Source organism: Micromonospora sp. IBSANI012, from assembly GCF_052814045.1.
The window spans coordinates 58,698-82,477 of record NZ_CP199933.1 but is presented as its reverse complement, the minus strand read 5'-3'; the positions used below and the strand labels follow the sequence as shown (position 1 = coordinate 82,477).

At 72.7% G+C, this 23,780-nt stretch carries 21 protein-coding genes and 1 tRNA gene; 8 read left to right on the top strand and 14 right to left on the bottom strand.

The window, feature by feature from the left end; translation table 11 throughout:
* Nucleotide 1: 1 nt before the first annotated feature.
* Nucleotides 2–796, bottom strand: a complete 795-nt coding sequence (locus ACTWM8_RS00415) for an FhaA domain-containing protein (RefSeq protein WP_088959603.1) — start codon at nt 794–796, stop codon at nt 2–4.
* Nucleotides 797–1,009: 213 nt separating this feature from the next.
* Between ACTWM8_RS00415 and ACTWM8_RS00410 the strand changes: the two genes are divergently transcribed.
* From ACTWM8_RS00410 to ACTWM8_RS00400, 3 genes are all read left to right on the top strand, one after another.
* Nucleotides 1,010–1,095, top strand: a tRNA-Leu gene (locus ACTWM8_RS00410).
* Between the two features lie 110 nt (nt 1,096–1,205).
* Nucleotides 1,206–2,279: an NAD-dependent epimerase/dehydratase family protein gene (locus tag ACTWM8_RS00405; protein WP_446212045.1), complete on the top strand. Its 1,074-nt coding sequence runs from the start codon at nt 1,206–1,208 to the stop codon at nt 2,277–2,279.
* Nucleotides 2,276–3,082: a WecB/TagA/CpsF family glycosyltransferase gene (locus ACTWM8_RS00400; protein WP_154940884.1), complete on the top strand. Its 807-nt coding sequence runs from the start codon at nt 2,276–2,278 to the stop codon at nt 3,080–3,082. Before ACTWM8_RS00405 ends, ACTWM8_RS00400 begins: the two co-directional genes overlap by 4 nt.
* A 97-nt stretch (nt 3,083–3,179) precedes the next feature.
* On the opposite strand, the gene ACTWM8_RS00395 is transcribed toward ACTWM8_RS00400, so the two are convergent.
* Nucleotides 3,180–5,054 (bottom strand): S8 family peptidase, encoded by a 1,875-nt coding sequence (locus ACTWM8_RS00395; RefSeq protein ID WP_446212044.1) that lies wholly within the window; start codon nt 5,052–5,054, stop codon nt 3,180–3,182.
* Nucleotides 5,055–5,270: 216 nt separating this feature from the next.
* Between ACTWM8_RS00395 and ACTWM8_RS00390 the strand changes: the two genes are divergently transcribed.
* Complete coding sequence (locus tag ACTWM8_RS00390; protein ID WP_446212043.1) at nt 5,271–5,873, top strand: hypothetical protein; 603 nt, start codon at nt 5,271–5,273, stop codon at nt 5,871–5,873.
* Here the strand turns inward: ACTWM8_RS00390 and ACTWM8_RS00385 are convergent.
* The 3 genes from ACTWM8_RS00385 to ACTWM8_RS00375 form a co-directional block, all read right to left on the bottom strand.
* Nucleotides 5,841–6,248, bottom strand: a complete 408-nt coding sequence (locus tag ACTWM8_RS00385; RefSeq protein WP_446212042.1) for a hypothetical protein — start codon at nt 6,246–6,248, stop codon at nt 5,841–5,843. The genes ACTWM8_RS00390 and ACTWM8_RS00385 overlap by 33 nt on opposite strands.
* Nucleotides 6,249–6,398: 150 nt before the next feature.
* Complete coding sequence (locus ACTWM8_RS00380) at nt 6,399–6,620, bottom strand: DUF397 domain-containing protein (RefSeq protein WP_179802493.1); 222 nt, start codon at nt 6,618–6,620, stop codon at nt 6,399–6,401.
* Nucleotides 6,590–7,471, bottom strand: coding sequence for a helix-turn-helix domain-containing protein (locus ACTWM8_RS00375; protein WP_210777653.1), 882 nt, complete (start codon nt 7,469–7,471; stop codon nt 6,590–6,592). Before ACTWM8_RS00375 ends, ACTWM8_RS00380 begins: the two co-directional genes overlap by 31 nt.
* Before the next feature lie 625 nt (nt 7,472–8,096).
* Between ACTWM8_RS00375 and ACTWM8_RS00370 the strand changes: the two genes are divergently transcribed.
* Entirely contained in the window at nt 8,097–8,381 is a 285-nt protein-coding gene (locus tag ACTWM8_RS00370) for a hypothetical protein (RefSeq protein WP_446212041.1), read from the top strand.
* Between the two features lie 102 nt (nt 8,382–8,483).
* The gene (locus ACTWM8_RS00365; RefSeq protein ID WP_446212040.1) at nt 8,484–8,981 is read left to right on the top strand and encodes a hypothetical protein; all 498 of its coding nucleotides are present in this window, start codon (nt 8,484–8,486) and stop codon (nt 8,979–8,981) included.
* Between the two features lie 129 nt (nt 8,982–9,110).
* Here ACTWM8_RS00365 and ACTWM8_RS00360 read toward each other — a convergent pair whose 3' ends face one another.
* Nucleotides 9,111–9,917: a PASTA domain-containing protein gene (locus tag ACTWM8_RS00360; protein ID WP_446212039.1), complete on the bottom strand. Its 807-nt coding sequence runs from the start codon at nt 9,915–9,917 to the stop codon at nt 9,111–9,113.
* 103 nt (nt 9,918–10,020) lie between these two features.
* Nucleotides 10,021–10,701 carry a PASTA domain-containing protein gene (locus ACTWM8_RS00355; RefSeq protein WP_446212038.1) on the bottom strand — a complete coding sequence of 227 codons (681 nt, stop codon included), beginning with the start codon at nt 10,699–10,701 and terminating at the stop codon, nt 10,021–10,023.
* A 116-nt stretch (nt 10,702–10,817) separates the two neighbouring features.
* Here ACTWM8_RS00355 and ACTWM8_RS00350 point away from each other — a divergent pair, with 116 nt between their 5' ends.
* A complete protein-coding gene (locus ACTWM8_RS00350; protein WP_446212037.1) occupies nt 10,818–12,203 on the top strand; it encodes a hypothetical protein in 1,386 nt (461 codons plus the stop codon).
* A 126-nt stretch (nt 12,204–12,329) separates the two neighbouring features.
* On the opposite strand, the gene ACTWM8_RS00345 is transcribed toward ACTWM8_RS00350, so the two are convergent.
* Both ACTWM8_RS00345 and ACTWM8_RS00340 read right to left on the bottom strand, forming a co-directional pair.
* Nucleotides 12,330–13,808 (bottom strand): glutamate--cysteine ligase, encoded by a 1,479-nt coding sequence (locus ACTWM8_RS00345; protein WP_446212036.1) that lies wholly within the window; start codon nt 13,806–13,808, stop codon nt 12,330–12,332.
* Between the two features lie 243 nt (nt 13,809–14,051).
* Nucleotides 14,052–14,630, bottom strand: a complete 579-nt coding sequence (locus tag ACTWM8_RS00340) for a YceI family protein (RefSeq protein WP_238450759.1) — start codon at nt 14,628–14,630, stop codon at nt 14,052–14,054.
* 102 nt (nt 14,631–14,732) lie between these two features.
* Between ACTWM8_RS00340 and ACTWM8_RS00335 the strand changes: the two genes are divergently transcribed.
* Nucleotides 14,733–15,233 (top strand): MarR family winged helix-turn-helix transcriptional regulator, encoded by a 501-nt coding sequence (locus ACTWM8_RS00335; protein ID WP_088959616.1) that lies wholly within the window; start codon nt 14,733–14,735, stop codon nt 15,231–15,233.
* A 242-nt stretch (nt 15,234–15,475) separates the two neighbouring features.
* Here ACTWM8_RS00335 and ACTWM8_RS00330 read toward each other — a convergent pair whose 3' ends face one another.
* The 5 genes from ACTWM8_RS00330 to ACTWM8_RS00310 form a co-directional block, all read right to left on the bottom strand.
* Nucleotides 15,476–18,256, bottom strand: coding sequence for an ATP-binding protein (locus ACTWM8_RS00330; RefSeq protein ID WP_446212035.1), 2,781 nt, complete (start codon nt 18,254–18,256; stop codon nt 15,476–15,478).
* Between the two features lie 116 nt (nt 18,257–18,372).
* Nucleotides 18,373–19,527 (bottom strand): acyl-CoA dehydrogenase family protein, encoded by a 1,155-nt coding sequence (locus tag ACTWM8_RS00325; RefSeq protein ID WP_446212034.1) that lies wholly within the window; start codon nt 19,525–19,527, stop codon nt 18,373–18,375.
* Between the two features lie 77 nt (nt 19,528–19,604).
* Nucleotides 19,605–21,137, bottom strand: coding sequence for an acyl-CoA carboxylase subunit beta (locus ACTWM8_RS00320; protein ID WP_446212033.1), 1,533 nt, complete (start codon nt 21,135–21,137; stop codon nt 19,605–19,607).
* Between the two features lie 184 nt (nt 21,138–21,321).
* A complete protein-coding gene (locus tag ACTWM8_RS00315; protein WP_446212032.1) occupies nt 21,322–22,242 on the bottom strand; it encodes a hydroxymethylglutaryl-CoA lyase in 921 nt (306 codons plus the stop codon).
* A gap of 152 nt (nt 22,243–22,394) precedes the next feature.
* Nucleotides 22,395–23,762, bottom strand: a complete 1,368-nt coding sequence (locus ACTWM8_RS00310; protein WP_446212031.1) for an acetyl-CoA carboxylase biotin carboxylase subunit — start codon at nt 23,760–23,762, stop codon at nt 22,395–22,397.
* Nucleotides 23,763–23,780: the final 18 nt, after the last annotated feature.

The following is a 23,780-nucleotide window of genomic DNA, read 5'->3' as shown; positions in this document are numbered from 1 at the left end:
GTCAGCCGTCCACGCGGAAGGTCAGGGTGGTCGTGCCGAGCTGGATCATGTCGCCGGGGTTGAGGGCGACCGCGGAGACGCGCTGGCCGTTGACCATCGTGCCGTTGGTCGACCCGAGGTCGGTCAGCACGACCTGGCCGCCGTCGAAGTCCAGCCGGGCGTGTCGCCGGGAGATCCCGACGTCCGGCAGGCGCAGGTTGGCCTGGTCGCCGCGACCGATCACCGTCGACCCCATCTGGAGCGGGTAGGTGCGGCCGTCGCCGGAGACCAGCCGGACGTTGCGGGCGCCGCCGCCGTGTCCCGGCGGCGGGCCGTAGCCGCCACCCTGGTCGTACGCGGGGTACGCCGGCGGGCCGGCGTCGTAGCCACCGGGCGCGGAGACCGGGGCGACCTCGCCACCGGTGTAGACCTCGGCGGTGACCCGGAACATGCCGGTGTCCAATCCCTCGCCGCGCTCGATCTCGACGATCACGTCGCCGTAGACGGTCCACGCCTGCTCGCCGATGAACTCCGCCTGCGACTGGGCCAGTTCCTGAGCCAGCGCGGCGGCGTACGGCGCCAGCCGACTGTGGTCGTACGGCGAGAGATCGATCACGTAGCGGTTGGGCACCAACGTGCGCCCACCGGCCAGGATGGCCTTGTGCGCCTCGGCCTCCCGCTGCATGGCGTTGAGGATCTCCACGGGGTGGACCACCCCTTTGAAGACCTTGGCGAAGGCCCCCTCGACCAGGCCTTCCAGACGCTTCTCGAAGCGTTGCAGCACGCTCACCGGCTCCTCCTCGGGTCCCGAGGACATGATGGTATCCGGCCGGCGCGCATGCGGCTCGCGCGCCGCTCGGCGGGCGCGTGCCGGCCCGTTCGGAAGGGGCCCTCCGAGCGTGCTAATGTTTCGTCCGCCGAGGCGGTGACCGCTCCACGGAGCGTAGCCAGTCGAGGCGATGACGGAGGACACGTAGGCCCGCTGGCGACAGCGGGATCGGCACCAGCTACAGTGTTCGAGGTCAGCCACGGGGAAGTGGCGGAATGGCAGACGCGCACGGTTCAGGTCCGTGTGTCCGAAAGGACGTGGGGGTTCAACTCCCCCCTTCCCCACCAGACAGACGAGGGCTCCGCAGCTTGCGGGGCCCTCGACTCGTATCGGGGCGTGCCGGACGTCACGCTATGCTCCGAGGGTTTCCCTGCCTCCTACTGACCAGGAGTGGCGTGTGAGTGTCGCGTTGGTGACCGGGTCGGGCGGTCTGATCGGGTCCGAGGCGGTCCGGCACTTCGCCGGTCTCGGCCTGGACGTGGTCGGTATCGACAACGACATGCGGCAGGAGTTCTTCGGCGCCGAGGCGTCGACCGCGTGGAACGTCCGGCGGCTCGCCGACGAGCTGGGGTCCACGTACTCGCACCACAGCATCGACATCCGGGACCGGGACGCGCTGGCGAAGCTCTTCGCGCGCTACGGCCGGGACATCGCCGTGGTGATCCACACCGCCGCGCAGCCCTCGCACGACTGGGCGGTGCGCGACCCCTTCACCGACTTCGACGTGAACGCCGGCGGCACCCTCAACGTGCTGCAGAACGTGCGCGAGCACTGCATCGAGGCGCCGGTGATCCACTGCTCGACCAACAAGGTCTACGGCGACCGCCCGAACAGCCTGCCCCTGGTGGAGCTGGAGACCCGGTGGGAGATCGAGGCGGGCCACCCGTACGAGCAGGGCATCCGCGAGGACATGTCGATCGACGCCTGCCTGCACTCGGTCTTCGGCGCCTCCAAGGTCGCCGCCGACGTGATGGTGCAGGAGTACGGCCGGTACTTCGGCATGAAGACCGCCTGCTTCCGGGGCGGCACGCTGACCGGCCCGGCGCACTCCGCGACGGAGCTGCACGGCTTCCTCGGGTACGTGATGCGGGCGAACATGGAGCGCCGCACGTACAAGATCTTCGGCTACCAGGGCAAACAGGTCCGGGACGCCATCCACAGCTCGGACGTGGTCTCCGCGTTCGAGGCGTTCTTCCGCAACCCCCGCTCGGCGGCCGTCTACAACCTGGGCGGCGGGCGGCACTCCAACACCTCCAACCGCGAGGCGTTCGCGCTGGCCGAGCAGATCACCGGCCGGGAGATGGTCACCGAGTACGTCGAGGCGAACCGGATCGGCGACCACAAGTGGTGGATCGGCTCGAACGAGGCCTTCCAGGCCGACTACCCGGACTGGAAGCAGGTCTACGACGTACCGATGATCATGCGGGAGATCTACGACGCCAACGTCGACAAGTGGGTGCCGCAGGCATGACCGGCAAGGGCAAGCGGAACGTCCTCGGCGTCCTGGTCGACGCGACCGACTACGCCTCGGCGACCGAGCAGGTGGTGGCCGCCGCGCACGAGCGCCGCCCGCTGGCGCTGACCGCGCTGGCCGTGCACGGCGTGATGACCGGGGTGCTCGACCCGGCGCACAACGCCCGGCTGAACTCCTTCGACGTGGTCACCCCCGACGGCCAGCCGGTCCGCTGGGCGCTCAACCTGCTGCACCACGCCGGCCTGTCGGACCGGGTCTACGGCCCGACGCTGACCCTGCACGTGCTGCGCCGCTTCGCCGAGGAGGGGCTGCCGGTCTACCTCTACGGTTCCACCGAGGAGACGCTGGCCCGGCTGATCCCGGCGCTGGAGCGGATGTTCCCCGCGCTCAAGATCGCCGGGGTGGAGCCGTCGAAGTTCCGCGCCGTCCAGCCGGGCGAGGACGTGGAGATCGCCGACCGGATCCGGGCCAGCGGGGCCCGGCTCGTCCTGGTCGGCCTGGGCTGCCCGCGCCAGGAGGTCTTCGCGTACGCGATGCGGCCGCTGCTGGACATGCCGCTGATGGCGGTCGGCGCGGCCTTCGACTACCACGCCGGCCTGCTCAAGCAGCCGCCCGCGTGGATGCAGCGGGCCGGGCTGGAGTGGTTCTGGCGGCTGGGCCTGGAGCCGAAGCGGCTCTGGCGCCGGTACGTCATCCTCAACCCGGCGTACCTGACCCGCCTCGCCGGGCAGAAGACCGGCCTGTGGAAGGCGCAGCCCCCGGCGCCGGCGACGGAACGCCCGGCCACCTTCTCGGTCTGACCCGCGCAGCCGCCCGGCAGGTCTGCGGAGCCGGCGGGCCGGCCAGGCAGGGTGCGGGGCCCCTTCCGGTCGGAAGGAGCCCCGCGGCGGGAGTGCGTCAGAGGGTCAGGGTCCAGGTGTTGAGGTAGCCGGTGTCGCCCGAGTAGACGTCGCGCACCTGGAGTCGCCAGGTGCCGTTCGCCGCCTCCGACGAAAGGTTCGCGGTGTAGGTGGCGTTGACGTTGTCGGCACCGTCGAAGAAGCTGCTGTTCTTCAGCCGGTACGCGGAGCCGTCCGGGGCGACCAGGTCGATGACCAGGTCACCGCGGTAGGTGTGCACGATGTTCACCGCGACGGTCGACGCCGACGAGGCGTTGCGGCCACACCCGGAGATCACGATCGAGCTGGACACCGTGGCGCCGGTGTCCGGGATCGCGACGTCGGTGCCGTTGCTGCCGGAGCAGCCGCCACCACCCGAGCCGGTCACCGTCAGCGAGTACGTCGCCGTACGGGTGCCCGACGCCGCCGTGCCCGTGACGGTGACGGTGTAGGTGCCGGGCGGGGTGCTCGCCGAGGTGGCGATGGTGAGGGTGGACGAGCCGCCCGAGGTGACCGTGGACGGGTTGAACGAGGCGGTCGCGCCGGCCGGCAGGCCGCTGGCGGAGAGGCTGACCGACTGCGCGGAGCCGTTGGTGGTGGCGGTGGCCACGGTGGCGGTCACCGACCCGCCCGGGGCGGTGGAGCCGGAGGTCGGCGACACCGAGACCGAGAAGTCGTTGGTCGGCGGGGTGGTGCCGTTGTCCACGTAGAGCAGCCGGTTCGGGGTCCCGGTGCCCACGTTGGTCACCACGTTCGGGGTCGCGGCGTTGACCAGGTTGTCGCGGACCTGCTGCGGGCTCCACGACGGGTTGGCCGAGAGGACGAGCGCCGCGGCGCCGGCGACGTGCGGTGACGCCATGGACGTGCCGCTGATGGTGTTCGTCGCGCTGCTGCCGGTGTACCAGGCGGAGGTGATGTTGACGCCCGGGGCCAGGATGTCGACGCAGGTGCCGTAGTTGGAGAAGCTCGCGGCGGCGTCGTTGTTCTGGGTGGCGCCGACGGTGATCGCCGACCCGACCCGGGCCGGGGAGTAGTTGCAGGCGTTCTGGCGGTTGCCGAAGATGTCGCCGTTGCCGGCGGCGACCGCGTAGGTGATTCCGGAGTTGATGGAGTTGGTGACCGCCGTGTCGATCGAGCTGTTGGCGGAGCCACCGAGGCTCATGTTCGCCACGGCCGGCTTCACCGCGTTCGCGGTCACCCAGTCGATGCCCGCCACGACCTGGGCGTTGGTGCCGCTGCCCTGGCAGTTGAGCACCCGGACGCCGACGATCTGCACGCCCTTGGCCACGCCGTACGAGGAGCCGCCGACGGTGCCCGAGACGTGCGTGCCGTGGCCGTTGCAGTCGTCGGCGGAGCCGCCGTCCACCGCGTCGAAGCCGGAGGCCGCCCGGCCGCCGAAGTCGTTGTGCCCGAACAGGACCCCGGTGTCGATGATGTAGGCGCGCACGTTGGACGCCGTGGTCGGGTAGGTGTACGAGCTGTTCAGCGGCAGGTTGCGCTGGTCGATCCGGTCCAGGCCCCAGGAGGGCGGGTTGGTCTGCGTGCCGAAGATGGAGACCGTGTGGTTCTGTTCGACGTACGCCACCGCGGGGTCGGCGGCGATCCGGGCCGCCGCCCTCGCGCCGACCTTGACCTCGAAGCCGCGCAGCGCAGCGGTGTAGGTGCGGGCGACCTGGCCGCCGTGCCTGCCGACCAGCCGTTGGGCGTTGTCACCCACCCGGCTCCGGCCGACGGCGCTGTCCTTGAAGACGACGATGTAGCTGTCCGGCACGGCGGTGGCCCCGCCCGCTTCCCGGATCACCCCGACGGGCTCGGCGGCCATGGCGGGTGTGGCGGTTGCCAACATCGCCAGGGTGGCCACCCCCACGAGTGCGGACCTGTGTGAAAGACCCATCTCCCTACCTCCCTCCGACCGGCAGCCGACCGTCCACCCGCGAGTCCGAAGTTGATCGATGGTTGCCGATCTACCTGAGGGTAGGTCGGCGAGGTCCGGGAGTTAAACATGTCGAAGCGTCCATAACGTCGGCGGGATGCCCCTACGGGTGGGGTAGGGGGCGAACCGGGGCCGGCCCCGGATTCGCCGATCGCCGAACTGGACAAGGCTGAGCACATGGATGGCCATCTCATCGTGCTGCTGCCGATCGCCGGGGTCTGGCTGGCCGCCGGTGTGGTGGCGGACCGACTGCCCCGGCTGGACCGCGCCCGCGCACTCCGCCGGCGTACCGGATGGTTGCTCGCGCTGACCCTGACCGGCCTCGGCCTGACGGCGGCGGTGCTGGCGGTCGGCCTGACCAGTGCCGGCGCGACGCCGGTCGACCGGGCCGCCGCGGGGCTCGGCCTGGCCGCCGGCCCGGCGCTCGCCGTCGCGCTCTGCACGGTGCGGCGGCTGCGCCGGCTCCGGGCCGGCGCCGGCGCGTTCGCCACCGCGCCGGAGACGCCGGCGCCGCACGGCCTGCGGGCCGCCGGGGCGCATCCCCTGATCGGCCTGCCGGTGCAGGTCACCGCCCTGGCCACGCTGCCGCCGGTGCTGTCGGCCGCGGGGTTGGACCTCGCCGCCGACCCCCGCCTGACCGGACCGGCCGTCACCCTGGGCGGTCTCGCGGTCATCGCGATCGGGGTACGCCTGGCGCTCCGCCACAACCGGCTCGCCGAGCGGGCGTTACCGGAGGCGACGGCGACCTCAGCGCGTGCGGCTCGGCCCCTGCACGTATAGCAGCTCCAGGATCGCCCGGGTCGCCTCGAACCAGCGGTCCAGCCAGCCGGGCGGCGGCACGCTGCCCTTCGGCGGCAGCTCCATCAGCAGGCCGCGCAGCAGCGGGTGGTCGACCAGCGACTCGCTCGGCTCCAGCGGCCACCCGGCCGGCGGGAACGAGGGCTCGGTCAGCGGGTTCGGGTCGAGCGAGGGCAGCGTCAGCGGCGGCCCGACCTGCTCCGGCGCGGCCGACCCGGCGTCCCGCCCGCCGCCTTCGGTGTCGGTGGACACGACCTCGGTGAGCACCGTGTCCCGGCGCGCGCCGCGGTACTTGCCGCCGAAGCGCTCCGACTTGCCCGGGCCGTTGGTGAGGTTGTCTGAACCGATCGTCGTCATCCGTCTCGCCTGCCTCGCTCGGTTTCCGATCCGTGCGGCGGGTTGTCGACCAGCGCCGTATCGAGGGGTTCAACGAGACGGAACGCAAGTGGCGACGGGCCGGCCGGGGAGATCCCCGATCGACCCGCCGTCAACGCCACGTTGCGTCGATCAGTGCTGGACGAACCCGCCGCTCCGTGTCCGGGCGACGAAGGCGTGCCAGTCGCCCGGAGCGAAGACCAGGGCCGGGCCCGTCTTGTCCTTCGAATCCCGAACGCCGACCGCCCCGGTCACGTACGCCACCTCGACGCAGTTGTCGCAGTTCGGCCCGCTCTTGGAGCTCTTGAACCACGTCGCGTGCCTCAGGTCCACGGGGAACTCCTTGGTCGCCATTTCCACAGCGGCTCCTCTACCAGTTTCGCGATGTGAGCTATGGATTCCTCCGGGCGAATGGCCGCTGCTCGAATGTGATCGAAGATGAAGCTGTACTTCTGCAGTTCGTCGCTCTTCTCCAGGAAGAGCCCACCCGTGGCGTTCTCCGCGTACACGACATCGGGATCACTCGGTTCGGGGAAGCTGAGAATGGTGAAGGTGCCGTCCATGCCGGCGTGCGCGCCCACCTCGAAGGGCAGGACCTGAAGCGTCACGTTCGGTAGTTCCGCCACTTCCACCAGCCGCTGGAGCTGGCCACGCATCACCGCGTCGCCGCCCACCGGCCGGCTCAGCACCGCCTCATCGAGCACCACCCACAAATCGACCGGATCGTCCTGGGTCAACAACGACTGACGGCCCAGACGGACACGCACCCGTTGCTGCACCTGGTCGACGGTGAAGTCCGGGCGGGCCGCCCGGATCATTGCCCCGGCGTACTCCTCGGTCTCCAGCAGGCCCGGGACCACCTGCTGTTCGTACGCCCGGATCGAGCTGGCCGCCGCCTCCAGGCCGACGTACGCCCCGACCAGCACGGTGCTGTAGGGGTGCCACCAACCCTTCTGCCGGGCCTCCCGAGCGATCTGCACGAGCTCGTCGCTCTCGACGCCCACCACGCCGTAGATCCGCAGCATGTCGCGGACGTCCCGCGGCGTCGCGGAGGTGTGGCCGGTCTCGATCCGGGAGATCTTTGAGGCGGAGCACTCGAGCTGCTCGGCGACCGTCTCGATGGTGATTCCCGCCGCCTCGCGCTGGCGGCGCAGTTCGGCGCCCAGCCGGCGACGCCGGATGGTGGGGCTGCGCCGCTCGCTCACCGCGGCACCCCGCGGCTCACCGGGTGGTGTTCCCCGTTCCTCGCGCTCACCCGGTTACCTCCCGGTGGCTCGCGCCTGCGTCGACACCCGCCGAGGCGCGACCGACGAACGGCGGGCGATCGTTCGCGGCAGGGATGGTGCCGGTCGTCGACCGGCCGCGTCGGGCGAAACCGGCGTCCAGTGTGCCGGTCCGGGGTCGGCGTCATCAAGCGCCTCGTTCACGTGTCGCGCTCGCGTATCGGCAAAAGTCGACGTGCAACTTGCATGTCGCACGTCACTGATGCACTCTGTCCGTATGGCTCGGGTTACTCACCGTTCCCCCACGCTTCCCCGGTCCGGCGACGACACCGGCGGCGGGACGGCCGGGCGACCCGGTCCAGCTGCGACGACGAGACCTGCCCCGGGGTGATGACCCCGCCGCTGCACGCCCGACGGCTGCGGCGGCGGGAGCGGTAACCGGGAGCAGCACGGTGATGGTCGGGTGGCGCTCCGCCACCAGCGGGCACGGCCCGACCACCGCCACCGATCCACCGGCCGGCGGCACGATCCCGTCACCGGGCCCCAGAAACCTTCCCCCATGACCTCCGGTCCGGCACCGCCGGCCATACCCTCCCCAGGAGCCCATGTGCTTCCCCGCTCCGGTGACGTACTGCACGTGACTCGCGCGGCGAGTGTCCAGTTCATCCGACCCATCACGTTCCGGGTCATCCGGGTGCTCGACTGGCCCACCTACGACGGTTGGCTCTGGCTCGACGGTTACGAGTTGAACGCGGCGGGGGACGCGATCAACCGACGGTCGATCTTCGTTCAGGAGGCCGGCCTCCGGCAGCTCCAGGCGGCGCCCGTGCCGCGCCAGCACACCGTACGGACCCGACGGACGATCAGCCGCGCTGCGGTGGCGGTGGGCTGACCTCCGCCATTACCCGGCCGGGGGGCGTGCCGTCGCCATAGACTCGGTACGCCCACCCCGGCGAAAGTCACCACCCCGCGCGTCCCGGACCCTGAACCTGGGATGGCCATGGTCAATATGCCCGCCGCGCGGCGGCACCACAGGTCCCGTATCGGTTACGCCTTCGGGCTGCTGGCGCTGGTCGGCGCCGTCACCACCCTCGTGGTGGTGGTGCGCTACCCGGCCGAATCGGCGACCCGGCTGGCCGAGCCGGTGCCCGCTCCCGAGATCACCGTGGTCGAGCAGAACTCACCACCTCCCGGCGTGGTCGGGTACCCCGGCTACGAGGACGACTCCGACTACCCGGCCGACCTCGCCGCACCCGACGACCACCGGTACGGCGACACCGCACCGGGCCCCGAGGCGAACGCCTCGGAGGGTCCCCACAGCGGCGCCGGATCCCGGCCCGGCACCGGCGACAGCGAGGCCGCCCTGGCCGGTTCGTCCACGGTCGACGCCCGGCAGGCCCTCAGCCAGTCGCTCTTCTACTCCGGCCTGCTCGGCCTGACCATCTCGCTGGCCGGGCTGGGACTGGTCGGCACGCGACGCCGGATGTGGTGAGCTGGTCGCCAAGAGGCTGTCGGGAATCCTCGGGGCGAGCGAGGCGGAGGCCAGGCGGCGATCCGGCAAGGCGGAGGTCGGTCGTCGTCTGGGCCCGCCGCAGCCGCCGCGAGGATTCCCGACAGCCTCCTAGCCGGTGGGGGTGACCTCGGGCGTCGGCTCGACCGTCCGGGTCGGGGAGGCCGTCGGCGACGGCGCGGCGGCCACCACCAACGTCACCCGGTCACCGGCGTCGACCAGCTCACCCGCCTCCGGGTCGGTCTCGATCACGGTGCCCGGCGGCTGCTCCGACGACTCCCGCGTCCGCACCCGGTGCGACAGGTCGAGCCGGTCCAGGATCCGCTCGGCCGACGCCCGCGGCAGCCCCACCAGGGGCGGCACCGGGATCTTGGCGGCCGCGGTGGTGGCCGGCGTGCTGGGCGCCTCGGTGGTCGGGGCGGCGGTGGTCGCGGCAGTGGTCACCGGCGCGCTGGTCGGCGCCGGTGGGGCGGGTTCCTCGTCCCGCTCCCCGGCCGCCCGCAGCACCAGCCAGATCCCCGTGCCGAGGGCGGCGAGCAGCAGCAGCGCCAGGATGCCCAGCAGGATCGGCATCCACCAGCGACGTCCACGCTGCTCCTCGCCGTACCACTCGACCGGCTCCCGGTAGTCGGCCGGACGCGGCGGTGGCACCCCGGCCCGCCCGGACCAGACGGGCGGCGCGGCCGGCACGGCCTGCTCTCCGGCGCCGGTCGGGGGTAGCGGTCGGGTCCGGTCCAGCGGCTCGTGCCGGGCAGTGGCATCCAGCGGCTCGTGCCGGGCGGTCGCGTCCAAGGGCTCGGGGGTGGGGTGGCCCGGCGGCTGCCCGTCGCCGGCGCGGGGCAGCGGGCGGGTCCGGTCGTCATCGGAGGGCAGCGGGCGGGTCGCGTCGTCGGCGGGCTCCTGGCGGTCGTCGCTCATCGCACGTCCTCTCCCACCGGGGCAGGCGTCGTGGCCCTCGACGGTCCACGGTAACGGTCGGGGTCACCAGCCGCCGGGATCAGCGCGGCGACCCGCCCGCGCCCTACTCCATGCCGCCGCAGGAGATGGCGACCTCGTCGTTCCAGTGCCGGGTCACGTCGGGCTCCGGATCCTGGGAGCGGACCTTGCCGACCCTGCCCGTGCGGTAGCGCGGGTAGAAGCCGCGCTCGACGATCGTCGCGGCGGCGTCGGCGCAGTCGTAGTCGTCCAGATCGGGCACCTCCGCCTCCGGTGCCGGCCCGGCTACGTACACCTTGACGGTGGTGCCGTGGCTCACCCGGGTGCCGGGGGCAGGGTCCAGGCGCTCGACCTTCTCGCCCAGCCCGGTGCCGAAGATCAGCCGCCACCCCAGCTTCCGGTCCCGCAGGTCGCTGCGTACCCCCTCGAAGCCGTCGCCGACCAGGTCGGGGACGGTCACGTACCCGGTGGGGGGTTTGCTCGACGGGGCGGGCGGGGCCGGCCGGGCGGTCGCCGGTGCGACGGTCGCCGGCTGCGCCGCCGGTGACGGGGCGGCCGAGGTCGGGGCGGGTGCCGAGGTCAGGGCGGTCGACGCGGCGGCGGCCGGCGGATCGGTGGGGGGCTCGTCCGGCCCGGCCAGCACCCAGCCGGCGGTCGCACCCACGGTGGCCAGCAGGACGAAGGCCAGCCCACCGCCGATCAGCAGCGGGGCGCGACCCCGCCGCCCCGGCGCCGGAGTGTCCAGAAGGGTGTGTCCGTCGCTCATCGCACTCTCCGCCTCGTCACCAGCGACCGTACCGGGCGATGCCAAGCCGTCACCGCACGTCGTCCGGGCCGTCACACGGCTCGCCGCGCCGACCAGGGGACGCTACGCTCCCCGGCATGGCCAGACTGGGCTGGGGAGGATCGGTCGCCACCGCGGTCGGCGTCGCTGCCGGCGTGGGTGCGGCACAACTAGGCTTCGCCTACGGGCTGGGCGTCATCGACTGGGCACCGGCCGAGCCCGCCGCCGCCGGCGCCGCCTGGTACGCCAGCCTCGCCTGGGCGACCTGGATCGCGGCCGTCTCCACCATCGCCGGGGCCGTCTGCGCCCAGCGGCTGGCGGAACGGGGACACGACGGCGACGCCGACCCGGGCGGCACGCTGCGCCGGATGACGCTGGCCGTGGCCGGCGCGGTGGGCGCGCTGATCACGGTACTGCTGGTGGCCGTGCCCGCCCGGGCGGCGACCGTGCCCGACACCTTCTCGCCACAGAGCCTGGCCGCCGGGTACGCGGCGGTCGGCGTGCTGGCTGGGCTGCTGACCGCGATCTGGGCGCTGCACACGCGGGCCGTCGCGACCAACGTGATCGCCACGGTGGGCTGGATCTGGCTGCTCGCCGTGGTGTCGGTCGCGGACGGGGTGCTCGCGGGACGCGGGTTGGCCACCGCCCAGCTCGGGATCTGGCAGATCAGCACCGACAGCGCCCGGTTCTGGCTGCGGGACTACGTCTACTGGCCGGGGGTGCTGCTGGCCGCCGGTTCGGCGCTGCTGATCGGCGCGTTGGCCGCGCGACGTACCGCCCGGATGGCGGACCGTCGGCTCGGCGCGGCCGTGTCCGGTGCGGCGGGTCCGCTGCTCGTCGCGGTCGCCTACTTCGTCGCCGTGCCCCGGCTGGCCGAGGTCACCCCCGCGCAGGTCTCGGCGCACTTCGTCGCGCCGTACGCGGTGCTCGTCGGCGCGGCCGGCTCGGTGCTGGTGGCCGCGCTCGCCCAGCGCGCAGAACGGCGCACGGCCGCTCGCCCGGCGATGGTGCCCCGGCAGCGCACCGGCGACCTGGACGACCGCGGGTTCGACGGCGACCTCGCGTCGGCCGGCGAGCCCTTCGAGACCCCCGGCCCGTCCGGCGCGACGCGGCGGGCCGTCGGCCCGACGGGCGACCCGGGTTCCGGCGCGGCGACCCGACCGACGGTCGGCACGGCGACCACGACCGCCATCCGGCCGGACGGGACAGGGCTCGCCGATCCGCTCGCCGGGACGGACCCGGCCCCGGCCGACCCCCGGCCGGACGGGACCAGCCGCCCGGACGACGGCTCGCCCACCACCGGCACCGGACGCACCCGACCGGCCCGCCGCGGCCGGGCCACCCCTCCCGTCCGGGAGTCCGGGGCGCGGTCGACGACCTCGACCGACGAGACCGCACTCGACCCGACGCCGGAGACCGCCGACACCTCGGACGCGCCACCCGCGACCGGCCCCCGGACCCGCCCGTCCCGCCGCCCCCGCTGACCCCTCACTCGCGCCCACACCCGGCCCAAGATCCAGGCACTTTCACGGAAAGAGTGGCTATCCGATGCGGAATAGCCACTCTTTCCGTGAAAGTGCAGTGCCAGGGAGGCCCGGTGAGGGGGTGGGTCAGTCGACGGGCCAGGTGTGGACGGGTTCGTTGCTGCGCTGGAGTTCGGCGTAGCGGCGGGCCATGTGGTGCAGGGCCGCCTCGCGGTCCATGCCCCGGTGCCGTTCGGCCGCCCAGACCGCCTCGGTCTGCCAGACCGCGCCGTTGCGGCCGGTACGGCAGCGCTGCTCGATGATGCCGAGCAGCCGGTCCCGCTCGGCCGGCTCGACGCCGAACCGGTCCAGCCCGGTCGCCGCCGTCGGCAGCAGCGTGTCGAGGACCAGCTTGGCCACCGGCACATCCCCGAGGCGGGGCCAGTGCAGGACGGCGTCCATGCCGCGCCGGGCGGCGGCATGGAAGTTCTCCTCGGCGGAGCTGAAGGTGAGCTGGCTCCAGATCGGCCGGTCCGACTCGGCCAGCCCGCGGGCCAGCCCGAAGTAGAAGGCGGCGTTAGCCAGCATGTCCACCACGGTCGGGCCGGCCGGCAGCACCCGGTTCTCCACCCGCAGGTGGGGGCGACCGTCCATGATGTCGTAGACCGGCCGGTTCCAGCGGTAGACCGTGCCGTTGTGCAGCCGCAGCTCCGAGAGCTGGGGCACCCCGCCGGCGTGCAGCACCTCCACCGGGTCCTCGTCCTCGCAGATCGGCAGCAGCGGCGGGAAGTACCGGACGTTCTCCTCGAAGAGGTCGAAGATCGAGGTGATCCAGCGCTCCCCGAACCACACCCGGGGTCGTACGCCCTGGGCCTTGAGTTCGTCGGGGCGGGTGTCGGTGGCCTGCTCGAAGAGGGCGATCCGGGTCTCTGCCCAGAGCTGCCGCCCGTAGAGGAAGGGGGAGTTCGCGCCGATCGCGACCTGGACCCCGGCGATCGCCTGGGAGGCGTTCCAGTAGTCGGCGAAGCTGTCCGGCGCGACCTGGAGGTGGAACTGGAGGCTGGTGCAGGCCGCCTCGGGGGCGATCGAGTCGGTGTGCGTCTGGAGCCGTTCCACGCCCCGGATGTCCAGCTCGATGTCCTCGCCCCGGGCACCGACGATCTGGTCGTTGAGCACCCGGTAGCGCTCGTTGGTGGAGAGGTTGTCCACCACCAGGTGCCGCTCGGTGAGCGTGGGCAGGATGCCGACCAGGACGATCCGGGCGTCGGACTTCGCCGCCCGCTCGTCGGCCCGGGTCAGGCTGCTGCGCAGGTCGGCCTCGTACTCGGCGAACCCGCTGCCCTCGATCAGCCGGGGCGCGGCGTTCAGTTCGAGGTTGAACTGGCCGAGTTCGGTCTGGAAGAGCGGGTCGGCGATGGCGGCCAGGATCTCCTCGTTGCGCATCGCCGGCTCGCCCGCCGGGTCCATCAGGTTGAGTTCGATCTCCAGGCCGGTCATCGGCCGGTCCGCGTCGAAGCCGAAGTCGTCCAGCATCAACGCGAAGACGTCCAGGCTGCGCCGAACCTTCTGCCGGTAGCGGACCCGGTCTTCCCGGGAGAAGGCGCCCTGCTCGACGTCCCTACCCATGTGCCCTCCCGGCGCGAGGCGCGCGGGACCGTGTCGTCCCGCCCGCGTTGTGAACAACCACGGTAAGAGCGCCACCTCGCCAGGGCCAGTGGCCCAACGAATACGCGCTGTGGCCCTCACTACCCAGCGGCCACCGCGGGCACCGGCGCGGCTGACGAATAATTCGTGACAATTTGCACCCGCAGACGAGGCGAGGCCCCTGCTCAGCAGAGCAGGGGCCTCGCCGGGAGGGGTCCGCAGGGATCAGGCCTGGCGGACGGCCTCACCCTCGATCTCGATCTTGATCTTCTTGCCGACCAGCACGCCGCCGGTCTCCAGCGCCACGTTCCAGGTCAGACCGAAGTCCTCCCGGTCGATCTCGGCGCTCGCGGAGAAGCCGAAGATGTCCTGGCCGAACGGGCTGCGGCCGACGCCCTCGAACTCGACGTCCAGCTCCACCGGCCGGGTGACGCCCTTGATGGTGAGCTCGCCGAGCAGCACGAACTCGTTGCCGTCCCGGGACTTCACACCGGTGCTGCGGTACTCCAGCGTCGGGAAGGCCTCGACGTCCAGGAACTCGGGGCTGCGCAGGTGGGCGTCCCGATCGGCCTGGGCGGTGCTGATGCTGGCGGCCTGGATGGTGGCGGTGACCGAGGACTGCATGGGGTCCTCGGCGATGGTGATGGTCGCCGAGGCGTCGGCGAACTCACCGCGTACCTTGCTGACCATCATGTGCCGGGCGACGAACCCGACCCGCTTGTGAGCCGCATCCAGCAGGTAGGTGCCGGCGGTAGGGACGGTGAGGCCCTCCCAGTCGCGGGTAACCGACTCGGTGCTGGTCATGGTGCGTCCTCCAGGGAAGAGATTGTTTAGAAGCCCAACGACTGACGCAGCAACTATAACTTCAACAATATTCCCCGTGTCAAGCACTGTTAGGATGGCCAGGTGGATCAGAACGTGTTCGACGACCCCCGGATCACCGCCGTCGGCCTCCTCGTCGAGGCGTACGCCGGGCTGTCGGCCCGGTTCGCCGACCAGTACGAGGAGCACGGCCTCTCCGCCGTCGAGTTCGAGGTGCTGATGCGGCTCGCCCGGTCCCCCGGGCACCAGCTGCGGATGACCGACCTGGCGGCGCAGACCTCACTGTCGACCAGCGGGGTGACCCGCGTGGTGGACCGGATGGAACGCGACGGCCTGCTCTGTCGCCGGGCCTGCCCGTCCGACCGCCGCAGCTCGTACGCGGTGGTCACCCCGTCGGGGCTGAAGCGCCTCGACGAGACCCTCCCCGGTCACCTGCGGATCATCGAGCAGTGGTTCACCGGCCAGCTCGAACCCGCGGCGCTGGCGGCGATGCTCGACGGCCTGCGCCGGGTGCGGGACGCCGTCCACCCGGGGGCGACCGCCGGCAGCACCGAGCCGGCCCACGCCAACGAACCGGCGGCCTGACGCGTCCGTCCACCGGCAGAACCACCGGCAGAACTGGCCACGCCGGCCCGGACAACCCAGTGAAGTCCCGCAAAGCGGACGTCAGGGGTGGCTAGCCTTCGTCGAGCGCGGGGGGAGCACCTGGGGGGGGTGCCGGCGCGAGCGATTGAGCGAGGGGAATCACCAGGGGGCTTCTTCGCTCGCGCCTCCCCGCCCCGGGCAGCCCGGCCGCACGGGGAGAGCCGCAGCAGCCGGGTCGGGCGTCAGCCGACCGGGCGGAGCCCGCGGAGCAGATCCTGCTCGTACGGCAGCAGGCGGATCCCGCTCTCCCGGCAGGCCCGGTCGAGACGGTCCAGCACGGCCCGGTCGCCCGTGCTCGCCGCCAGCCCCACCAACGCCTCGACCACGTCCCGCCGGTACTGACCGTCGACACCGGCCTCCACCGCCGCCCCGAACCACTCCGCGGCCAGCTCCCGGTCGCCCCGATGCAGCGCCACCGTCCCCTCGATCAGGGCGACGATCCCCTCCTCCGGCTGCGGGGTCGCCACCGCCGTGCCCGCGCGCCCAGGCCCCACCGGCCAGCCGAGCCGACCCGACCCGGATGGCGACGGCACCACAGCTACCGGCGACACCGACCCGGAGCGGGCCACGACCACACCGTCCGGCAGCGCCGATCCGGGCGGGACCACGTCGCGGCGCGACGGGGAGGCGGCCGCCAGCGGTCCGTCGACCGGCACCGCCGGACCCGGGAGCGATACCGGGCGGGCCTCCGCCCGCAGCTCGGCCAGCACGTCGACGGCCTCGTCCAGCCGACCGTCCTGGGCCAGCGCCAGGCCGACCGTGCCGAGCACCCGACGACGGTGTCCCGGGTCGCCCAGGTCCGCCAGCGCACCGGCGACCCGGCGCCCCTGCTCCACCGCCTCGGCGTACCGGCCCTGGAGGCGGGCCACGTCGGCCAGGTTGGCCCGGGCCAGCAGCCGCAGCCGCCGTTCGTCGCACTGGGCGGCCAGTCGGTCGACGATGGCCAGCCGCCGCCGGGCGCCGGTCAGGTCGCCGAGGCGGATCTCGTGCCAGGTGAGGTTGTTCTGGGCGACCGCCATGTCGCGAATCCGGCCGTGCCGGGTGGCCAGCGCCAGCACCGCCTGCGCCTGCTCGCGCCCCTCGTCGTGCTCGCCGGCGCCGACGAGCAGCGCGCAGAGCACCGTCCGGGCCTCCAGTTCGCCGGTGACCTCCCCCTGTGCGGCGAAGGCGTCGAGCGCCGCGCGGGCCGCCGGCAGCTCCTGCGCCCCCGCGCCGTGCTCGGCGGCGAGCCGGGCCACCCCGAGCAGCGCCCAGGCCCGCAGCACCGGGTCGGCGTCGGCGGTACGCGGGTCGGCCAGCAGCCGGCGCAGCCACTGCCGCCCGGAAACGTCCCGCCCCCGCAGCCGCCACCAGCGGGTCAGCGCCGCCGCCAGCCGCAGCGCGGTCAGCGGGTCATCGGTGGCGGCGTGCGCCAGGGCGGCGCTGATGTCGCTGGTCGCCTCGTCGAGCTGGCGTACGGCGGCGGGCAGTTTCGCCCCGACCAGGTCCGGTGCCGTCCGGGTGACCAGCCGGGCCACGACGACGGCGTGCCGGCGGCGGATCGCGGTCAGCTCGCCCAGGCCGGCGGCCCGCTCGACGGCGAAGTCCCGGACCGCGTCGAGCAGCCGGAACCGGAACGGACCGGACCCCCGGACGCTGAGCAGCCCCAGCTCCACCAGCCGGTCCAGCAGCGGAACCGGGTCGACGACCACCGCGCCGTCCCGGTCGGCCTCGTCGGCCAGCAGCTCCTCGGCCAGCTCCACCGACCAGCGGTTGGCGAACGCGGAGAGTCGGCGTACCGCCGCGCGCTCCGAGGCGGCGAGCAGCCGGTAGCTGGTGGCCACCGCCTCGCGCAGGGTCACCGCCACCGCCGCCCGCGCGCGGCCCGACCCCGCCGGCTCGGCGGCCTCCCAGCCGCGTCGGCCCAGGTCGGGGCTGGCCAGGTCGAGGACCCGGTCGCCGTACCGGTCGAGCAGTTCGTCGAGGTCGAGGATCCGACCTCGGGCCGCCATCAGCTCGATCGCGAGCGGCAGCCCGCCGAGCCGGCGGACCAGGGCGGCCAGGGCGGGCAGCTCCCGCGGGTCGGGCGGCTCGGGGCGGACCCGGGCGAGGCGCGCGGCGAAGAGCGCTGCCGCCGGGTAGTGGGCCAGGTCGGCGGCGTCCACCACGTCGGCCGGGGGCACGTCCAGCGGCGCCACCGGGCGGACCAGTTCCCCGGGTACGCCCACCGGGTGCCGCCCGGTCACCAGCACCCGCAGGCTCGGCACCGCGTCGGTGAGCTGCCGCAACGCCTCGGCCAGCGGGTCCGGGGCACGCTCGGCCGCGTCCACCAGCAGCAACGCCGGCCGGTTGCGCAGCCGGACGGCCAGGTCGGGCAGGCGGGCCGCGCCGAGCACGGCGCTCATCGCGGCCAGCACGTCGGCGGCGTCGGAACCCTCACCGACCAGCACGCCGGCCACCCCGCCGGGATACGCGGCGACGACCTCGTGCGCCACCGCCAGGGCCAGCGCCGTCTTGCCCACACCGGCCAGCCCGACCAGGGTCACCACCGGCGGCCAGTGGTCCGTGGTCAGCAGCGCGGCGAGGTCGGCCAGGTCCCGCTCCCGCCCGATCAGGTCGACCGGGGGCGGGAGCGCGATCGGCGTACCCGAGGGATCGGGTTCGCGGGGCGCGGACCCGGCGGCCGGCGCGCGGCCCGGGTCTGCGGCGACGGCCGGGACGGTGACCCGCCCACGGGCGGTGGTGAGGAAGGCGGCGCGCGGCCCGTCGGTGAGGCCGAGCGCGTCGGCGAGCAACTCCACGGTGGTGCGCTGCGGCCGGCTGGACCGGCCGCGCTCCAGGTCACGGACGGTCCGCACGCCGATTCCGGCCCGCTGGGCCAGCTCGGCCTGGGTGAGACCGGCCCGGAGCCGATGCCCCCGCAACAGCTCCGCCAGCGGGGTACGACCACCCGGCGCCAACTGGTGATCATGAGCCGGTGTCATGGGCACGAAGGGTACGGACCGGATACGACGGTCGACACGGATGCGTCGTCCAGCCGACGCGCCGGAATCCGACAGACCCCTGCCGTGCGGTGGCGCGGCAGGGGCCGGGGGCCGGATCAGACGCCCAGGTCGCGGGCGATGATCATGCGCTGCACCTCGGAGGTGCCCTCGCCGATCTCCAGGATCTTGGAGTCCCGCCAGAACCGGGCGACCGGGTACTCGTTCATGAAGCCGTAGCCGCCGTGGATCTGGGTGGCCTCGCGGGCGTTGTCCACCGCGATCGTGCTGGCGTGCAGCTTGGCGATCGCCGCCTGCCGCTTGAACGGCTCACCGGCCAGCATCCGCGCGGCGGCGTCGTAGTACGCCAGCCGGGCGGTGTGCGCCTTCAGCTCCATGTCGGCGATCTTGAACTGGATCGCCTGGTAGTTGCCGATCGGCTGGCCGAAGGCGTGCCGCTCCTTCGCGTACTTGATCGACTCGTCGACGCAGCCCTGGGCGAGGCCGACGGCGAGCGCGGCGATGGCGATCCGACCCTCGTCGAGGATGCGCAGGAACTGCGCGAAGCCCCGACCCCGCTCACCGAGCAGGTTCGCCGCCGGCACCCGGCAGTCGTCGAAGGTCAGCTCGTGGGTGTCCGAGGCGGTCCAGCCGACCTTGGAGTAGCCCGGCGCCACCGTGAAGCCCGGCGTCCCCGTGGGCACGATGATGGTCGACAGCTCCTTCGAGCCGTCCGGCTTCGTGCCGGTGACCGCGGTGACGGTGACCAGCGCGGTGATGTCGGTCCCCGAGTTGGTGATGAACGCCTTCGAGCCGTTGATCACCCACTCGTTCGTCGCCTCGTCCAGCACCGCGCGGGTCTGGGTGCCGCCGGCGTCGGATCCGGTGCCCGGCTCGGTCAGCCCGAAGGCGGCCAGCGCCTCGCCACTGAGCAGCTTCGGCAGCCAGGTCGCCTGCTGCTCCGGAGTACCAAATCTGTAGATCGGCATCGCGCCGAGGGAGACCGCCGCCTCCAGGGTGATCGCCACGCTGGAGTCGACCCGGGCCAGCTCCTCCAGGGCGAGGCAGAGCGCGAAGTAGTCGCCGCCCATGCCGCCGTGCTCCTCACCGAAGGGCAGGCCGAACAGGCCCATCTTGCCCATCTGGCGGATCACCTCGTACGGGAAGGTGTGCTTCTCGTAGTGCTCGGCGATGACCGGGGCGACCACCTCACGCGCGAAGTCCCGCACGCTGGACCGCAGCGCCTCTTGTTCCTCGGTGAGCCGGAAGTCCATCTGATCCTCCTGTGTGGACGGGCCGCCGCCGGGCGCTCGTGACGCCGGGACGGTGCTGCGGACTGAGGTGGGCCGGGTCAGACCGGGGTGACGCCGTGCCGACGCCGGGAAAAGTGCCGGTCCTTGGTACGCGCGGCGGCGAACCGGCGGACCAGCTCGGCGCGCAGCTCGTGCGGCTCGACGATGGCGTCGACCACCAGTTCGCTGGCGAGCCGGACGACGTCGATGTCCCGCTCGTACTCCTCGCGCTTCGCGGCGACGAAGGCGGCCCGCTCGGTCTCGTCGGCGATCGCGGCGATCTTGTTGGCGTAGACGGCGTTCACCGCGGCCTCCGCCCCCATCACCGCGATCTTCGCGGTGGGCAGCGCGATGGTCGCGTCCGGCTCGAAGCCCGGCCCGGCCATCGCGTAGAGACCCGCGCCGTACGCCTTGCGGACCACCACGCAGATCTTCGGCACGGTCGCCTCGGAGATCGCGGTGATCATCTTGGCGCCGTGCCGGATGATGCCCTGCTTCTCCACCGCGCTGCCGACCATGAAGCCGGGTACGTCGCTCAGGAAGAGCAGCGGCACGTTGAAGGCGTCGCAGAGCTGCACGAACCGGGTCGCCTTGTCGGCGGAGTCGACGAAGAGCACCCCGCCCTTGAACATCGAGTTGTTGCCGACCACACCGACGACCTCGCCGTTCAGCCGGCCGAAGCCGATCGTCAGCTCCTTGGCCCAGAGCGCCTGGATCTCGAAGAACGAGCCCTCGTCGAGCAGGCCCTTGACGTACCGGCGCATGTCGAAGGCCTGCCGCTCGCTGGCCGGGACCAGCGCGGCCAGGTCGGCCTTCTCCGGCGCCGCGACCGCCTCGGCGGCCGGCGGCTGCTGCTGCCAGTTCGCCGGCAGGTACGACAGGTAGCGCTTCACCACGTCCAGCGCGTCGGCCTCGGTCTTGCAGAGGAAGTGCCCGACTCCGGACTCGGCGCAGTGCACCTTGGCGCCGCCCATCGCCTCCAGCGTCGTCTTCTCGCCGGTGACCATCTCGACCATCCGGTCCGAGCCGAGGTACATGCTGGCGTTGCCGTCCACCATGGCCACCACGTCGCAGAACGCCGGGATGTACGCCCCGCCGGCCGCGCTCGGCCCGAACAGCGCGCAGACCTGCGGGATGGAACCCGAGGCGCGGACCTGGTTCCAGAAGATCTTGCCGGCGCCGCGCCGACCCGGGAACAGGTCGACCTGGTCGGTGATCCGGGCGCCGGCCGAGTCGACCAGGTAGACCATCGGCACGGCGGTCGAGTAGGCCCGCTCGATGATCCGGATGATCTTCTCGACTGTCCGGGCGCCCCAGCTGCCGGCCTTGACCGTCGAGTCGTTGGCCATCAGGCAGACCTGCCGGCCGTCGATGGTGGCGGTGCCGGTGACCACGCCGTCGGCGGGCAGCCCGTCGGCCATCGCGTTCGCGTAGAGACCGTCCTCGACGAAGGAACCCTCGTCGACCAGGAGCGCGACCCGCTCGCGGGCGAAGAGCTTGCCCTTGGCGGCGTTCGCCGCGTGGTACTTGTCCGCACCGCCGGCCCGGGCGCGCTTGCGCAGCTGCTCCAGTGCCTCACCGTCGAGCGTCACGCCGACTCCCTCGCCGCCTGGGCCGGGCCACCTCGTGAGCGGACCGACTTACCTGAACGATCGTTAGGCTAGCGCATCGGACCACCCTCCGGCGACCCGCCACCGGCGGCCGACCCGCCGCTCAAACATGGTGATCAGGAGGTGCGGGACGCACACCTCCTGATCACCGCGAGGAAGGGGCGGGTCAGGTCGGCAGCGGCGTGAGGCGGGTGCGGGGGCCGGCGCGCAGCACGCCGGACGGGAGCTTCTTGCCGACCAGCTCCTCGGCCAGTTCGGCCGCCTCGATCAGCGCGTCCAGGTCGATGCCGGTGTCGATGCCCATGTCGTGCAGCATGTGCACCGCCTCCTCGGTGGCCAGGTTGCCGCTGGCTCCCGGGGCGTACGGGCAGCCGCCGAGGCCGCCGACGCTGGCGTCGAACTCGGTGACGCCCAGCTCCAGCGCGGTCAGCAGGTTGGCCAGGGCGGTGCCCCGGGTGTTGTGGAAGTGCAGCAGCACCGGGATGTGCGCGTTGCGGTCCCGTACGGCGGTGACCAGCTCGCGGACCCGCCGGGGCGTACCCATGCCGGTGGTGTCGCCGAACGCGACCCGGTCGGCGCCGTCGCGGACGACCCGGTCGACGATGCCGGCCACCCGCTGCGGGTCGATGTCGCCCTCGTAGGGGCAGCCGAAGCTGGTCGCCACGATCACCTCGGCGCGGGCGCCGGCGCCGTGCAGCAGGTCGATCAGCTCGGCGATGTCGTCCAGCGACTCCTCGGTCGAGCGGTTCACGTTGCGCCGGTTGTGCGTGTCGCTGGCCGAGACGACCACCTCGATCTCGGTGAACCCGGCCGCGAGGGCCCGCTGCGCACCCCGGGTGTTGGGCACCAGGGCCGAGTAGCGCACCCCGTCGGCCCGGGTGGCGCGCTGCCACACCTCGTCTGCGTCGGCCATCTGCGGGATCGCCTTCGGGTGCACGAACGACACCGCCTCGATCCGCTTGACGCCGGTGCCGGAGAGCGCGTCGAGCAGCCGCACCTTGGCGTCGGTGGGGATCGGCTCCTCGTTCTGGAGGCCGTCCCGCGGCCCGACCTCACGGATGGAGACGAAGTCCGGCAGTTCCGCCATAAGGGGTCACCTCACTGTGACGTAGTGCTGTGCTGGTTCCCCCACCCTCCCACTCCGCACCGCCCGTCCGCACCCCACCCGTCGATCATGAAGTTGTCGCCCGTACCGACGGGGCGGGGCGACAACTTCATGATCAACGAGGGTGAGGGGGGTCAGCGCATGCGGGAGACGATGCCGGTGTCGTAGTCGCCGGAGAGGAACTCCTCGTTCTCCAGGAGTTCGGCGAAGAAGGGGAGGTTGTTCTTCGGGCCGGCCAGCTCGAAGGCGGCGACGGCCGCCTTGGCGCGCTCGATGGCTTCGGCGCGGGTGGCGCCGCTGACGATCAGCTTGGCCATCAGGCTGTCGTAGAACGGGGTGACCGTGTTGCCCTCGATGTAGCCGGAGTCGACGCGGACGCCCTCACCGGTCGGCTCGACCCAGGTCTTGATCGCGCCGGGTCCGGGCAGGAAGCGCTTCGGGTCCTCGGCGTTGATCCGCAGCTCGATGGCGTGCCCCCGCGGGGCGAGCGCGTCCGGGTCGAACGTCGGCGCCAGGCCGGCCGCCACCCGCAGCTGCTCCTCCACCAGGTCCACGCCGTAGACCAGCTCGGTCACCGGGTGCTCGACCTGGAGGCGGGTGTTCATCTCCAGGAAGAAAAATTCTTCGGAGCCGGAGCCATCCTCCTCGAAGCCCCGCTGACGCGGGACCAACAGGCACTCCACCGTGCCGGCGTTGCGATAGCCGACCGCCTCGCCGGCCCGTACCGCCGCCGCCAGGAACCGCTCGCGCAGCTCCGGGGAGACCGCCGGCGACGGGGACTCCTCGACCAGCTTCTGGTTGCGCCGCTGCACCGAGCACTCCCGCTCGCCCAGCGCCACCACCCGGCCGTCGGCCAGGCCCAGGATCTGTACCTCGACGTGCCGTACCCGGGGGAAGTACCGCTCGATCAGCACCGAGCCGTCGCCGAACATCCGCTCGGCGAACGAGCGCACCTTGTCGTACTCGGTGCGCAGCGCGGTCTCGTCGGTGGCCACGCCCATGCCCATGCCGCCGCCACCGGCCGCGGCCTTGACCATCACCGGGTAGCCGATCTCCGCGGCGGCCGCGACCGCCGCGTCCAGGTCGGCCGCCGGGTCGGTGGTGCCGGGCGCGACCGGAACACCGGCCGCCGCCATCAGGTTCCGGGCATTGATCTTGTCACCCATCGCGGTGATCGCGTCGGCGCGGGGCCCGACCCAGATCAGGCCGCTGGCCTCGACGGTACGGGCGAAGTCCGCGTTCTCCGACAGGAAGCCGTAGCCGGGGTGGATCGCCTGCGCGCCGGTCGACTTGGCGGCGGCGAGGATCGCCTCGACGTTCCGGTAGCTCTGCGCCGGGTTGGCCGGGCCGACGCAGACCGCCTCGTCGGCCTCGGTGACGAACGGCAGGCCGGCGTCGGCCTCCGAGTGCACCGCGATCGCGCGGATACCGAGCCGCTTGGCGGTACGGATGATCCGGCGGGCGATCTCGCCCCGGTTGGCGACCAGCAGCGACTCGATCATGTTTCCTCCCGACGTCCA